Origin of the sequence: Apibacter mensalis, assembly GCF_001418685.1 — a bacterium.
Lineage (GTDB): Bacteria > Bacteroidota > Bacteroidia > Flavobacteriales > Weeksellaceae > Apibacter > Apibacter mensalis.
In genome coordinates, this window is the sequence record NZ_LIVM01000006.1 from 99254 (window position 1) to 114867 (window position 15614).

General features: G+C 29.0%; 15 protein-coding genes. 7 read left to right on the forward strand and 8 right to left on the reverse strand.

All coding sequences use genetic code 11. The annotated features are described in order from the left end of the window. The first annotated feature begins 18 nt into the window (after window positions 1–18). Entirely contained in the window at window positions 19–726 is a 708-nt protein-coding gene (locus ASC36_RS05730; protein ID WP_055425535.1) for a tetratricopeptide repeat protein, read from the forward strand. Continuing rightward, entirely contained in the window at window positions 726–1205 is a 480-nt protein-coding gene (gene ribH, locus ASC36_RS05735; protein WP_055425536.1) for a 6,7-dimethyl-8-ribityllumazine synthase, read from the forward strand. Before ASC36_RS05730 ends, ribH begins: the two co-directional genes overlap by 1 nt. A gap of 8 nt (window positions 1206–1213) precedes the next feature. Here the strand turns inward: ribH and hemC are convergent, their stop codons facing one another. Both hemC and hemA read right to left on the reverse strand, forming a co-directional pair. Further along, window positions 1214–2131 (reverse strand): hydroxymethylbilane synthase, encoded by a 918-nt coding sequence (gene hemC / locus ASC36_RS05740; protein WP_055425537.1) that lies wholly within the window; start codon window positions 2129–2131, stop codon window positions 1214–1216. 7 nt (window positions 2132–2138) lie between these two features. Further along, entirely contained in the window at window positions 2139–3392 is a 1254-nt protein-coding gene (gene hemA, locus ASC36_RS05745) for a glutamyl-tRNA reductase (RefSeq protein WP_055425538.1), read from the reverse strand. Window positions 3393–3563: 171 nt separating this feature from the next. Between hemA and ASC36_RS05750 the strand changes: the two genes are divergently transcribed. From ASC36_RS05750 to ASC36_RS05760, 3 genes are all read left to right on the forward strand, one after another. Continuing rightward, entirely contained in the window at window positions 3564–4433 is an 870-nt protein-coding gene (locus ASC36_RS05750; RefSeq protein WP_055425539.1) for a helix-turn-helix domain-containing protein, read from the forward strand. A 149-nt stretch (window positions 4434–4582) separates the two neighbouring features. Then, window positions 4583–5206 carry an endonuclease III gene (gene nth, locus ASC36_RS05755; RefSeq protein ID WP_055425540.1) on the forward strand — a complete coding sequence of 208 codons (624 nt, stop codon included), beginning with the start codon at window positions 4583–4585 and terminating at the stop codon, window positions 5204–5206. A 13-nt stretch (window positions 5207–5219) separates the two neighbouring features. Then, on the forward strand, window positions 5220–5603 hold the full coding sequence (locus tag ASC36_RS05760) for a DUF423 domain-containing protein (RefSeq protein ID WP_055425541.1): 384 nt from the start codon (window positions 5220–5222) through the stop codon (window positions 5601–5603). On the opposite strand, the gene ASC36_RS05765 is transcribed toward ASC36_RS05760, so the two are convergent. The 4 genes from ASC36_RS05765 to truA form a co-directional block, all read right to left on the reverse strand. Then, window positions 5577–6659, reverse strand: a complete 1083-nt coding sequence (locus ASC36_RS05765) for a glycosyltransferase family 9 protein (RefSeq protein ID WP_167336871.1) — start codon at window positions 6657–6659, stop codon at window positions 5577–5579. The genes ASC36_RS05760 and ASC36_RS05765 overlap by 27 nt on opposite strands. Window positions 6660–6672: 13 nt before the next feature. Further along, a complete protein-coding gene (locus ASC36_RS05770; RefSeq protein WP_055425543.1) occupies window positions 6673–7491 on the reverse strand; it encodes a 2,3,4,5-tetrahydropyridine-2,6-dicarboxylate N-succinyltransferase in 819 nt (272 codons plus the stop codon). A gap of 347 nt (window positions 7492–7838) precedes the next feature. Continuing rightward, on the reverse strand, window positions 7839–9608 hold the full coding sequence (locus ASC36_RS05775) for an ABC transporter ATP-binding protein (protein ID WP_055425544.1): 1770 nt from the start codon (window positions 9606–9608) through the stop codon (window positions 7839–7841). After that, window positions 9598–10347 carry a tRNA pseudouridine(38-40) synthase TruA gene (truA, locus tag ASC36_RS05780; RefSeq protein ID WP_055425545.1) on the reverse strand — a complete coding sequence of 250 codons (750 nt, stop codon included), beginning with the start codon at window positions 10345–10347 and terminating at the stop codon, window positions 9598–9600. Before truA ends, ASC36_RS05775 begins: the two co-directional genes overlap by 11 nt. Before the next feature lie 27 nt (window positions 10348–10374). Here truA and ASC36_RS05785 point away from each other — a divergent pair, with 27 nt between their 5' ends. Both ASC36_RS05785 and ASC36_RS05790 read left to right on the forward strand, forming a co-directional pair. After that, window positions 10375–10869, forward strand: coding sequence for a metallophosphoesterase family protein (locus tag ASC36_RS05785; protein WP_055425546.1), 495 nt, complete (start codon window positions 10375–10377; stop codon window positions 10867–10869). 428 nt (window positions 10870–11297) lie between these two features. Next, on the forward strand, window positions 11298–13844 hold the full coding sequence (locus tag ASC36_RS05790) for a TonB-dependent receptor domain-containing protein (protein WP_055425547.1): 2547 nt from the start codon (window positions 11298–11300) through the stop codon (window positions 13842–13844). A 76-nt stretch (window positions 13845–13920) separates the two neighbouring features. Here the strand turns inward: ASC36_RS05790 and ASC36_RS05795 are convergent, their stop codons facing one another. Next, complete coding sequence (locus ASC36_RS05795) at window positions 13921–14391, reverse strand: GNAT family N-acetyltransferase (protein ID WP_055425548.1); 471 nt, start codon at window positions 14389–14391, stop codon at window positions 13921–13923. Beyond that, window positions 14375–15388 (reverse strand): class 1 fructose-bisphosphatase, encoded by a 1014-nt coding sequence (fbp, locus tag ASC36_RS05800; protein ID WP_055425549.1) that lies wholly within the window; start codon window positions 15386–15388, stop codon window positions 14375–14377. The genes ASC36_RS05795 and fbp overlap by 17 nt, the downstream gene beginning before the upstream one ends. Between the last annotated feature and the right edge of the window lie 226 nt (window positions 15389–15614).

Here is a 15614-nt window from a genome sequence, read left to right on the forward strand (position 1 = left end):
AAAAACATATTTAGGCACATGTCGAAACATAAAGTAAAGCACAATTATGGAACTAAAGAAATTTTAGATTCTTTAAATACTTCTGCCATAGATGGTGAGAGATTCATACAAAAATATGCAAAACCTATAGGTATTTTTTTTGCTATTGTAATTATCGCTGTTTTAGGATATGTTATTTATGATAATTATGTAGTAATTCCAAAAAATATTGAGGCTTCCGATTTAATGGTAGATGCTGAAAATTTATATGACGAGGGAAAAACAGATCAGGCATTGGGTGGAAAGTCCAGTGGTATTTCTGGTTTTATAGACATTGCTGAAGAATATGGCTCTACTAAAGCAGGTAAGTTCGCTCATTTATATGCAGGAATAACCGAATTTAAAAAAGGTAACTATCAAAAAGCATTAGAACATTTTAACAAATTCGATACTTCAGATAAAGATTTAAAAGCTGTTAAATATGGTGCCATTGCAGATGCTTATGCCGAACTTAATAATACAGAAGAAGCATTGAATTATATGACTCAAGCAGTTAACGAAAGTTCTAATGCTGCAACTGTTTATCAATTCAGCAAAAAAGCAGGTATTTTGGCTATGTCTTTAAATCAAAATGAGAAAGCTTTAGAATTTTTTCAGAATATTAAAGATAAATTCCCGGATATAGATGCTTCCGGAGAAGTAGAAGCATATATTGAAAGACTTAAATACATAACAGGAAAACAATAATGGCAACAACAAACTTATCCATATATAATAAAGAAAATCTACCCAATGCCGGTGCTTACCGTTTCGGTATTGTTGTTTCAGATTGGAACTCTGAAGTTACTCATAACTTGCACAAAGGCGCTGTCGATACTTTACATGATTTAGGTGCTAAAAACTCTGAAATTGATTCTATATTTGTGCCCGGCTCGGTTGAATTAGTATATGCGGCAACAAAACTTTGTAAAAAGAAAATATATGATGCCATTATTGTTATAGGGTGCGTTATAAGAGGGGAAACGGCTCACTTTGATTATGTATGTAAAACGGTTACGGATGGGGTTACCTATTTGAATACTCATATGGAAACTCCGGTTGTATTTTGCGTACTTACAGACGATCATGTACAACAATCTTTAGATCGAAGTGGAGGAAAATTAGGTAATAAAGGTGTTGAAGCGGGAGTTGTTGCTGTACGAATGGCAGAATTAAAGAATAAATAATTAAGCTACTACTCTCTATAGGCTTTTATTTCGTTTATTATTTCTTCTGCACCCATTTTCTTTGCTTTTAACGCAAGTATGCTACCTTTTCCTGAAGATTCTGCAATGGTAAATGTTTCGTGAAGAAGAATTTTTTTATTCCCGTCTAAAGATACTATTCCTGCTTTGAAAATAATATGATTATTTTCAATTCTAGCTAAAGCTCCTATTGGCGCGGTACATCCCCCTTCAATCTTGTTTAAAAAATCTCTTTCTATTTCTATACATATTTGTGTATCTTTATGATTGATCTTTCTTAATAATTCTGTTAACTCTTTATTTTTGTCCATTGAGGTAACTCCAACTACACCTTGTGCTGGTGCAGGTATAATAAAGTCCAATAGTTCGTAATCCAAAGATAAACCCAGTCTCTTTATTCCTGCCAATGAAAAAATAGTTCCATCAAAGCCTTCGGATTCCAATTTTGATAATCTGGTTTGTACATTTCCACGTATATTTCCAAAAGTAACTTCTGGAAATTTGGCTTTCCAAAAAGCTCTCCTTCTTAAACTGCCTGTACCTAAATATAAATTTTTATAGCATCCTTTTTTATCCCATTTGTTTGGATTTCTAACTAATATATCCGCTTCATAGTCTCTCTCTAATACTGCAGACAAAAATATCCCTTTCGGTAATAAGGTTGGTACATCCTTAAGACTATGCACTGCAACATCTATTTTATCATTTAAAAGTGCAATATCCAAATCTCTTGTAAAAACACCTATAATATCCATTTGATACAAAGGCTGAGTAAGATTCTTGTCTCCACATGAAGTAATCGGTATAATCTCTGTTTGGTAACCTAATTCCCTAATTTTATTTTCCACTTCTAACGCTTGCCACATTGCTAATGGGCTATTACGTGTTCCAATACGAATAAGGCTCATAAATATTTTATAATTTTGATACTTGCAGTTGAAACATTTCCTTAAATAAATTTATGGTATCATCTGCTTTTTCTGGATTAGTAATAAGATAGTTAGCTAGTCTGTTGGTGATTTTTTGGACTAAACGATTTGATAATTCTGTTTCTTTTTCAGAAATGAACATCTGATCTTTTTTTAACGTTTTAATTTGTTGTTCTTTTATTCTCTCCAAATCTGATTTGAAAGCATGAATTATCGGTGCATATTTTCTGTTTTCAGACCAAATTATAAATTCAATCATCATTTTTTCTATTATACCTTCTGCTTTAGGGATTTCTTTATTTCTTTGTTCTAAAGTTTCATTGATTTTTCGGGATAAATCATCTACATTTAAAAGAGTCACATGATTGAATTCGTTTACTGATAAACAAACATTGGAGGGTATGGATAAATCTATTAAAGTAATCGGCTTCTTAGTGTATAAATCTTTTTTAGTGATTATGGGACTTGAAGCTCCTGTAGCTACAATGACAATATCTGAATTATTAACCTGTTCAAGCATCTGATCATAATTTTCTACATTAAGATTGAATGAATGAGCTATTTCCTGAGCTTTTGAATAGGTTCTGTTAACTAATGTTATATTTGGATTATCTATATGTTTAACTAAATTTTCACAAGTATTTTTTCCGATTTTTCCTGTACCAATCAAGACTATTTTTTTTTCTGAAATTTGGTTGAAATTTTTTAAAATATAATGTACTGCAGCATAAGACATCGAAGTAGCACCATTACTTATTGAGGTAGTACATTTAATTTTTTTTGATGCTTGAATGCCTGTATTAATTAATCTTTCTAAAAAAGAATTAGTACAATTACATTTTTTGAATCTTTTAAACCAGGTTTTTATTTGAGATATAATTTCAAAATCACCTATTATTTGACTTTCTAAACCGGCGGAAACTCTTAAGAAATGTTTAATGGCTTCTTTTCCTTTATATACAATTATATATTTTCTGAACTCATTTGAAACAACATTTATTTGCTTACAAAATACTTCAATTACATGATGTAAATTTTCTGTTTGAAAATATAATTCTGTTCTGTTACAAGTAGATAAAACAAAAATTTGAGTATTGGAAAGGGCGTTGATTTTATTGGAGAAGTCTTCTACAAACTCCGGAAAAAAACTATATTTTCCTCTAATTTTTGTATCTGCCTTTACATAGCTCAAACTTATTGCATAAAACTCTTTAATATTTTTAGGCTGAAGTTTTTTCATATTTTTTGTTGGAGCAAATTTATGAGTACATACATAGAGAAAATACCTATATTTATAAAAAAATACCTGTAAAAGTAAATTTTAATAATTTTAGAACTAATCTAAATAGAAAATTAACATGATAAATATCATAGTTTTGTGTATAGAAATTGATATTTAAAGAATTTATTAATGGATTTAAAAAATACCTTTAAAAGTAGAATTAGAGAAAATAAAATTGGATCAGATATATATATGGCTCAGATAGATAATTATACTGTCTTAACTGATACAATTTCCAAACCGGTAGGCAAACGGTTTGTGCAATTTTATATGTGTACTAAAGGGAGAGCATCCTTTCATTTTAAAAATAAATCTTTACGAGTAATGAATGAAGGTAACTCCTTACTTATTTTTCATCCTGAAATAGATATTCCCATTAATATCAGCTTATCGAAAAAATCAAAATTGGTCATTTTCGTAATTGCTATACAAAAACTTGAAGAAATATTCTCCAAATATAAAGATAAACTCCCCTTACTTATTCAAAACAATTACGTTAAATTTTATCATGAAAAACCGTTAAGCATCCAAGAAAAGCTAATTATATCTCAACTGGAAGATTTTAACTTAGATCAAGATTTTGAAAATCACTATTTAACATTGAAATTACATGAATTTTTACTCTACTACTTTTCATTAAATAATTCCCATTCTTCATACAACTTACCTGTAAAAGATGAAAAATTCATTCGTAAGATTTATGAAATAAAAGAAACTTTAATGGAAAATATAGCTTCTCCTCCCACCTTAAAAGAATTATCTGAAAACACTAATTTAAGTGAATACAAAATTAAAGAAGGTTTTAAAAAGATTTATGGAAAATCCATCTCTCACTTCATATTGGATACAAAATTGGAAATCGGCAAAGAAAAATTAAATTTAAGGGTTAAACAAGTACAAGAAATCGCTTATGATTTAGGTTATGAAAATCCCAGTCATTTTATAGAGGCATTTAAAAAAAAGTATGGCATAACGCCTAAACAATGGATGATGAAATAATAGAAAATTGCATATAATTAATTTTTGACTATTTTTATTAAGTTAAGAAAATTAGGTGTGTTGGATATATATTGTAAAAATTAATTATATTTAATATAAAAAATTAAACTATATTATTCACTACTTTTAACCACCAATTATTTGACTTGATGAAACAAAAGGAAAAGGTAAATTATATTATGACAGAGCTAAGAAGACTTTATCCAAATCCTATAGCTCCTTTGGTCTATCAGGATGTATTTACTTTATTAATTTCCGTTTTACTTTCTGCTCAAACTACAGATAAGAAAGTTAATGAGGTAACACCTTCACTTTATAAAATAGCTCCTAATGCTTTTAAAATGGCAGAATTGCCGGTATGGGAAATTAAAGAATATATAAAAGAAATAGGCTTATCAAATACTAAATCTAGGAACATACATAAGTTGTCAAAAATTTTGGTTGAAAAATATAATGGAGAAGTTCCTGAAAGTTTTGAGGAATTAGAAGCCTTACCCGGAGTTGGTCATAAAACAGCTTCAGTTGTCATGAGCCAAGGTTTTGGACATCCTGCATTTCCGGTGGATACTCACATTCACAGACTTATGAAATTATGGAAGCTAACAAACGGCAAAAATGTCGAACAAACTGAAAAAGATGCTAAACGGTTATTTCCTAAGGAGCTATGGAACCTATTACATATTCAAATTATTTTTTACGGACGCGAATATTCTCCGGCTAGAGGTTGGAGCTTAGAAAAAGATTATATAACCAGATATATATTGGAAAATTAAATACTATTAAAATATGAAAAATATTGTACTTATTGCCGGGGCATTTTATGGATTAGTTTCCATTATTCTAGGAGCATTTGGTGCCCATGCTTTAAAAAAAATGCTTTCAGCTGAAAAATTAATAAGCTTCGAAACAGGAGTTAAATATCAAATGTATCATGCCTTGGCTCTTTTAGTTCTTGGCTTTTCTCTGTCGTTTACTTCCGGTTTGGAAAAATGGGCAGGATGGGGAATGATTATAGGTACATTTTTATTCTCTTTTAGTATTTATTTTTTAGCCTTTTCTGAATATTGGAATATCAATTTACGTATTTTAGGTCCCATAACTCCAATTGGCGGTTTGTTATTGATAATAGGATGGCTCTGTTTATTATTTTATTTTATTAAAAGTAATTAAATGATCTTTTAAGAATGATTTTACCTTCAATATCACAAATTCATTAGACAGCATCAAGTAAAATTTAGACGAGTCATTTTTTAATTCATTTTGATAAAAGTCTTCATAAAGTCTGGGTGAAAAATCATGTAAATGAACGCTTTGGTGTAAATTAGTATTTTCATAACAGGCAATATCCTTTCTACTGATATATGGTGGATAAATTGTGAAAGTAGGTTTCTGCAGAGCTTTTGCAGTAATAACAAATCTACTGCTATTTCCAATAAATAAAGTACAATTCTGCATAAAAGCAGCATATTCACGTATTGTTTTTCCTACGGGTTGAACAAATACTTTGGTATTGGAATTTAATAAAGAAAGAAGCTCATTTACTTGCTTGTACTGTGAAGGCAAATAGGTAAATAATAGATCTGCTCTATAATTTGCCCATATAAAATCTATAAGTTTTGCCATATTACCAACGGTCCAAGTATTATGAATGTTTGAACCCAAAACACCGAGCATAATAACAGGACGTTTAAAATATATGCCCGCATTCATCATTTTTTCTTTTGCGTCTTCAATTTCATCTTCTGCAAGATATATTTTAGCTAATGGATCAATCGGTATAGGATTATCTTTTAGAAATTCTTGTAAAATTACTAAACGATTTTCCAGTAAGATGCACGTTTGAGTTATCGGTTCTTCTACCTTTGAGACGGTTTTATCATATAATTTATCCAAGAAAGGTCTAAAAAAACTATATTTTTTCTTTGCTTTTGAAAAAAGAGTTAGCAAGATACTATTAAAATTCTGCGACATGTCAATAAGTATGTCATATTTTTCACTTCTTACTAACTGAATATATTTATACACGAAAAGCACGGAACGTATATGTTCCGTATCTATGGATATTATACGATCAATATTTGGGTTTCTTTGAATAACTCCAATATATTTTTTATAACAAAGAAAATCTATCTTAATATCCGGATAGATTTTCTTAAGATTATTAGAAATTACACTGGAGAGTAGAACCTCTCCCATATTGTTATATTGTATTAATAACGCTTTCACTATACTGATATATCTAAACAGATACGTTATGCTCTCTAAGAGCATCATTTAATGATGTTTTCTTATCTGTACTTTCTTTTCTGGTTCCTATTATCAACGCACAATTTACATTGTATTCTCCTGCCGGGAATTTTTTAGTTATGGAGCCGGGAATAACTACTGAACGAGGTGGAATATAACCTCGATATTCTTTAGGTTCGTTTCCTGAAACATCAATAATTTTAGTTGAAGAAGTCAAGGTAACGTTTGCTCCTAATACAGCTTCATCATCAACGTGTACTCCTTCTACCACAATACAACGTGAACCGATAAAACAATTATTTCCAATAATAACCGGCGCCGCTTGTAAAGGCTCCAAAACTCCTCCAATACCAACGCCTCCGCTTAAGTGTACATTTTTACCTATTTGTGCACAACTTCCAACAGTTGCCCAAGTATCCACCATAGTACCTTCATCTACATAAGCACCAATATTAACGTAAGAGGGCATAAGAATAGCTCCACTTGAAATGTATGCTCCTTTTCTTGCTACTGCATGGGGTACTACACGAACTCCTTTTTCTGCGTATCCTGTTTTCAATGGAATTTTATCATGATATTCAAATATACCTACTTCGTAGGTTTCCATTTTTTGTATAGGAAAATATAATACCACAGCTTTTTTAATCCATTCATTTACTTGCCATTTTCCATCTTCTAAAGGCTGTGCTACTCTTAGTTTTCCTAAATCTAACAATTCAATAACTTCTCGAATTGCTTTTTGATATTCTTTATCCGATAATAATGCGCGGTCATTCCAAACTTTTTCAATGGTTCGTTGTAACTCTTTCATATTTTTTGTTTATACAACAAATTTAACAATTTTATAAATGTATTTTACGCTTATTTCATATATGCTTACACATTCTAAAAATATAATTATTAATATAAATTTATTTATAATTATTCTATTAATTGTTAAAATTAAAGATTATAGATATATAACTATACGTATAGATAAAAAATATCTTAATTATGCTTATTCTAATTTTGTTTTTTAATGTACGATTATAATAGTTCTTATTACAATAAAAATAAATCATAATTGAGTTTCTTAATTTACCTGCTGAATTATGAGGTATATATATTTTGTTATGAACATAAATTTATAGTATAAGAATAGTACTTTAATATGAGTTTTCAATTCGTTGTGTGCGAAAACTGGGCCTCGTAAAGTTTTCTGTAATACCCATTTTGTTGTAACAATGAATTATGATTTCCTATTTCAACAATCTTACCATGATCCAAAACAATGATTTGGTCCGAATTCTGTATGGTGGCTAAACGGTGAGCAATTATAATGGAAGTACGATTTTGAGTAATTTTATCGGTTGCTTTTTGTATTAATTCCTCTGATTTAGTATCTATGGAAGATGTAGCTTCATCTAATACTAAAATAGAAGGATTATACAAGTAAGCACGTAAAAAGGAAATAAGTTGTCGTTGGCCTAAAGAGATGGAAGCACCACGTTCACTCACTTCATAACCGTAACCATTAGGAAGACTCATTATAAAATCATCTATTTGTATTTCTTTGGCAGCTTTTCTTACTTCTTCAAGGGTAATATCCTTATTTCCAAAAGTGATATTTTCCAAAATAGTATCATTAAATAAAAAAACATCTTGTAATACTACAGCGATATGTGAGCGTAAATTATGCAAATCATACGATTTTATATTGGTTCCGTCAATATATATACTCCCTTGGGAAATTTCATAAAATCGGCTTAATAAATTTATAATGGTAGATTTTCCTGCTCCGGTAGCTCCTACAATTGCTACTTTTTCACCACTGGAAACCGTAAAAGAAAGGTTTTTTAGAACATTTTCTCCTTTTACATAAGAAAAGGATACATGATCAAAAATGATATCTCCTTTAATGCTATCTTTTTTTATGATTCCTTTATTCGATATTTCATGATTAGAATCTAAAACGGTGAATACCCTTTCAGCTCCGACAATACCTCTTTGAATGGTATTAAAACGATCAGCTATTTGCCTCATGGGTCTCACAAGCATATTAACATAAGAGGTGGTAAAAGCAATAACTACGCCCGGTGATATATTATGTACAGTTAAAGCGTTATAACCTGCATACCATATCATAACACCAATGGCAATACCGGTTATGATATCTACAGCAGGAAAGAAAAGTGAAAAATAAAAAACTGTTTTAAGATATGCTTTTTCTAATTTCTGATTAATTTGATAAAAGTTGTTATATTCTTTTCTCTGTTGGTTGAATACTTGAACGAGGGTCATTCCAGATAACCTTTCCTGTACAAAGCTATTTTGATTGGATGTTTGGTTTCTTTCTTCTGAAAATGCTTTTTTTATGGCTTTTTGAAATATTCGGGTAATAACAATCATAATGGGAAAGATGAATAATGCTATGGTTGCCAGCTTCCAGTTTATCCAATACATAGTAACTACTACAAAAATAATACGGAGAATATCTCCTAAAACCATTAATATTCCATCAGTGTAGATAGTTGAGATAGTTTCAATATCTGATACAGATCGAGTGACTAATATTCCCAAAGAGGTTTTATCAAAAAAAGAAGATTTAAAATAAATGATCTTTTTATATAATTTTATTCGTAAGCTACGAATCACATTCTGAGCAACAAAGTTAGAGGCATAGACTAAAAAAAATTGTAAAACAACTTCAACTGACATTAATAAAAATATAAGCAATAGGGAATGATATAAACTTGAAAAATTTTTATTTTTAATGATATCCACATCTATTGTATGACTTATTATTACCGGACGATAAGAGGAAACATAGGCTAAAGCTAACGCAATAAAAATAGTAGAATAAAACCACACAGGATAATTGCTTCCCAATTTCATTAATCGAGAAAGTGCTTGACCTGTTTTTACGTTTTTTTCTTTTTTATGTTCCATAATAGATGTCCTGAGGATAGTTAACGTTCACTAAAGTAAGCCCTTTTGCCGGTGCAGAAGTAGAAGCAAATTTACGGTCTTTTTTTTCAATTATGCTTCTAAATTCTTTTTCATCAATTTTTCCTCTACCTACATCCATTAAAGTTCCTACTATTGCTCTAACCATATTTCTTAAAAATCTATTGGCAGAAATTGTAAATACTAATTCATCCTCATATTTTCTCCATTCTGCTTGGTAAATATAACAATCATTAGTTTTATTATCCGAATGTAATTTAGAAAAACTAGTAAAATCTTTATATTCAAATAATACTTGGGCGGCCCTATTCATCATATCTACATCGAATTCATAGAAAAGAAATTGTGCGTGGAAATGTTGCTTAAAAGGATTTTTTTGAATAGATATTCTATATTTATAAATTCTTTCAATTGCATCGAAACGTGCATGTGCTGAATCTTTAACACGGAATATAGATTTTACGGATATATCCGAAGGTAATAAAGAATTTAATTTTCTAACCAATTGGTCTGGTATATCTTCTTCCAAATTAAAATGTGCAAACATTTTGGATGCATGAACTCCCGTATCAGTCCTGCCTGCACCTGTCGTTTTTATTTCTTTTCTAAGCAATCTGCCTAATGCTGATTCTAATTTTTCTTGTACTGATATGTGTTTGGGTTGCCTCTGATAACCGAAATATTGAGTACCATCGTATGAAAATTGAATGAAATAACGCAATTTTATTGTAAATTTACTACAAAAATAGTGAGAAAAATATTATTGCTTTCCGATACTCATTCCTATATTGATGATCGAATATTGGAATATGCTTCTCAAGCTGACGAAGTATGGCATGCAGGTGATATTGGAAATTTAAAGGTTTCTGAAATTTTAAAAAAAGCTGTCCCAATATTTAGAGCAGTCTATGGAAATATTGATGATACAGTAATTCGTAAAGAATTTCCGCTTAATCTTAGGTTTTTTTGTGAAAAAGTGGATGTATGGATGACTCATATAGGCGGTTACCCGGGTAAATATGCTACTATTATACGTGAAGAAATAAAAACAAACCCTCCCAAACTTTTTATTTGCGGTCATTCACACATTTTAAAAGTTATCCATGATAAAAAGCTTCATTTGCTTCATATGAATCCGGGTGCTATAGGTATCTATGGATTTCACAAAGTTAGAACTATGTTGAGATTTGAAATAAATCAAGAAACTATACAAAACTTGGAAGTTATTGAGTTTTCAAGATAAATCATTTCTATATTTTATAAAATGCTTTCTACTTTATTTTTACGTATTTCTCTTTAAAAATTTTAATCAAAATTCTAATGTTAGTTAAAATACATACCATTTATAAATTGCAGATTGGGAAAATTAAAATTATAAAAAAATATTAAAATAATATGTTATTAATTTCATTATTATTATATGTTTTTTTCTATTCAATAAATTTTTTAAATCAATTAATGTCAAATTTACAAATATTAATCAGTAATAATATTATTTATTGAATACTTATAAACTCATGAAGTTATATGTGTTGGTTTAGTATAACAAATTTAGTTAGTACATTTGAAAAAATTTTTTAATTATGATTTAATATTTTACAACATTTAACGTAACATAATTAATATCAAATGATACTAATGATTTAAAAATTATTCTGCCAAATTCTGTTTATGATTAGATCTGTTATTCGTTTATCTTTAATGATTATTCCTTTGTTAGGTTTTGCTCAGTCAAAAGTTATAATAGCTTTTAAAGTTATTGATAAAGAAAAAAATTCCTGTCTTGATGTTAAATTACAGAAAAATTTTATATTTCAATATGAAAAGAGTTCTGGTTTTAAGGACCTAAAAAGTTTGACTTCAACTAAGTGTTTCAACAGTTATGCTATAACTAAAATTCCAGGGAATTTTCGTATTTATATCTCAGTACCTGAATACGAATCACAATATCTTAACTTTAATATTACTGAACAAAGTAAGGACACATTATATTTAGGTGAAATTTATCTGACACGTACCTATCCTGAAATAAATCATGAAATTCGCAAACCATCCATAACTTCTGAAAAAGAAATCGAGGGTGTAACAGTTACCAGAAAACGTAAGAACCTAATAAAATTAGAAGCTAACAAGACTACTTATACGATAAAAGATAATGATTTACTTTCCGGCGGAAGTGCTCAAGAAACATTAACAAAACTTCCCGGAGTAATTAAAGGTTATGGTGGAAATCTTACCGTAAATGGTAAGTCAATGACTATTTATATCGATGATGTACCTACCGGATTAACCGGAGGGGACTTAGAAAATTTATTACAAAGTTTACCCACTAATGCTATTGAAAAAATCGAAATCATATCTAATCCAGGTGCATCATATGATGCAAAAACAGGAGGAGGTATTATAAATATTATTACTAATGGTCGGGCATTACGAGGAATAAACGGATCAGCTTCATTAAATTATCAATTTAATAAGAATAATCGAGTATCTCCTTCTATAAGCTTAAATAGTCGTTTGAAAAATGTGTCCTTACAGTTAAATAGTGGATTTAATTATAGGGAAAATGAAAAAACCACTTATTATAAAAGAGAATTTACTTCATTTACTCCTTCTATCATTTTTGATCAAAAAAATATTGAAAATAAATACAACCGTTTTTATTATTTCAGACCTTCTTCAAATATTCGCTTTAATAAAAACAGTAATTTATTGATTAATTATAATCTAAGTTATACTGCCAATAATAACCATTATACAGGTGAATCTTTGAGCTCTAATGATATTGAACCTATTAATCTTTTAAATAATTCAAAATATTCTGAGAATAACACCAATCATGAATTAATTACAAAATATAAGGTTAAGATGGATACGTTAGGAAATTTATTTGATATAACGGCATCTTATAAACATTTTGATAAAACTTCTAATAATAATAGCGTTCAAAATAATGATGGGGTCGATAAATATTCTGTAAATGATATTGATTATAAATCAGATTATTTTCAAATTAACCCAAATTTTGAATTTTCACTTAATAAGGTGGGAATAAAAATGAACACGGGTGGAAAGTATTCTCATACTAAATATACCAGTTATGGAAAATATAATCTTTTAAATACTTCTTCATCTATACTGGATAACCCGAATTATAATTCATTTAGAGATTTTATTTATGATGAAAATCAATATGCAGTATATGGAGAGATGAGCAAAAAATTTGACAAGCTTGATCTAACCGCCGGAGTTCGTTATGAAAATTTAGAATTTAAAAATAAAGTGAAAAATAAAGATCAAAATGTTAAGTACACATTTGAAAAGTTTTTCCCTTCTTTTAGTTTGTTATATAAATTCAATCCTACTCTAGATTTTAATGCTACATATAGGAAAAGTATGTTACCTCCTTCTTATTCTAATATGGATCCTAATTTGACTAATTATTATGATGAATTCAATACTTCAGAAGGAAACTTACATCTTAAACCTGATTATTACGATAATTATGAAGTTTCTTTAAGTGCATGGCGGTACTTGAAAATATCTTTTAACTATACATATTCTAAGAATATAAATTTGATGTATTACGAAACAGAAGATAATTCATTGACCGTAAATCAAACCACCCGTACTTTTACCGGCATGAAAAATTATAATGTATGGGTAGGTATTCCTATACCTTTCAAACTGGTTACCATGGGTAAAAAATTCTTTGACGAGCCTATGAATATGGATAAAATGAACTTCATATACCTTTATGGAATGTACAACTATTATAAAGTTAGCGATTATCCTTATTTAGATAAAGTGAAACCTATGTGGTTTTATGTAATATATGCTCAATTAATACTTCCTAAAGATATTAAATTAACAACTTTCTTTTTATCTAGTACAGATAAAGGATATTTTGAAATTTACAAATCCTATAAACCCTTCCGTTATTCGAATATAGAACTTTCCAGATCTTTTAATAATAAAACTATTAAAGCCTCTTTGGGTGTTCAAAATATATTGGGTCCTACAAAATTTAATTCAGATATTAATAACTTTAATTTAAAAACTAATTATTATAGTAGAGATAGTGATCAATTGTATTATATTAAATTGTCTTACAGTTTTGACAAAAACCGTAAGATTAAGAAGGAAAATACGATTATTGAAGAGGATAATAATACAAATAATAATAACAAATTATTGCCTTCCGATCCATTAAAATAAATAATCAATTTTATAAAATTAATAAAGGCTGATAATATTATTTATCAGCCTTTAATTTTTTTCCTTTATATAAAAATTAGTATATTTTCCTTATCATCTCTATATGCTCAATATGATCTTCGAGATAAATATCTCCATCGGTTTCAAATCCAAATTTTTTGTAAAATGGAACTGCATAAAATTGAGCACCAATTCTTATAGGTTGTTCTCCATGAATAGCAAACAATGATTCTATGGATTTTTTCATTAGAATTTTTCCGAGACCTGTTGAACGTAATTCCTTACAAACAATAATTCTTCCAATAGAAGCTTCATTAAATGAAACTTTTTCAGGAAAAATCCTGGAATAAGCAACTAATTTCTCTTCTTTATATATCAATAAATGATGTGCTTTATAATCTTTATTGTCTAAATCCTGATAAGGACATTTTTGCTCGACAATAAAAACTTCATTTCTTAAACGTAATAAATTATACAATTCATTTACGGTAAGTTGATTAAATTTTTTTAAAATAAATTTATATAGATCATTACTGCTCTTGGGCATCTTTCATAAATTTTTCTACTTTTTCAACCATTTTCTTAGAACCACAAACAAATGGAGTTCTTTCATGCAATTCTACAGGATTCAAATCCAGTATACGTGTAAATCCATCGCTAGCACTTCCTCCTGCCTGTTCTGCTAGGAATGCCATTGGATTACATTCATATAACAATCGCAACTTCCCTTTAGGAGCTTGTGAATAGGATGGATATATATAAATACCTCCTTTCAACAAATTCCTATGAAAATCGGATACTAAAGATCCAATATAACGAGATGTGTAAGGTCTATTTTCCTTTTCTTCTTGACAATATTTTATATAATTTTTTATTCCTTGGGGAAATTTAAGATAATTTCCTTCATTTACTGAATATATTTTTCCATCTTCAGGTATTTTTATATTAGGATGTGAGAGATAAAAAACTCCTAACGCCGGGTCTAATGTAAAACCATTTACTCCATTTCCTGTTGTGTACACAAGCATGGTGGATGAACCATAAACTATATATCCTGCTGCTACCTGTTTATTTCCGGGTTGTAAAAAATCTTCTAGTGTAACCGGTCCATCTTCTGATATTCTTCTGTAAATTGAAAAAATAGTTCCAACATTTACATTAACATCTATATTGGAAGATCCATCTAAAGGATCTATTAATACAACATATTTACTATTATGTGCATCATCTTTAGACTTTATACTTATAAAGTCTTCATTTTCTTCAGAGGCAATTCCGCAAACCACTTCTCGATTTTTTAGGGCTCCAATAAACATATCATTGGCAAATACATCTAACTTTTGCTGCTCTTCTCCTTGTATATTTTGATTTCCAATTGCCCCAATAATATCAACGAGCCCAGCTTTATTAACTTGCTGATTAACAACTTTACTGGCTAATCTTATTGCTCCTAAAAGACGTGATAACTCGCCTGAAGAATATTTAAAATCTGCCTGTTTATCAATTATAAATTCGCCTAAAGTCTGTGAGCTCTTCAATTTCATATTTTATATATTTAGTTTTTTTGAATGTTCCAAATATATTGATTTTTGATCGTAATTTATAAGTAATATACAGATTTGTCATATATTTGTTGACGGTTTTTTAATATTTAAAATACTTATCGTACTGTTTATCATTATAATATAAATTTTAAGTCAACTAATATGTGAATTTCCTCCTTGTAAAAATTATTTTTTCACAAAATATATTTTTGGAAAAAATATGTTT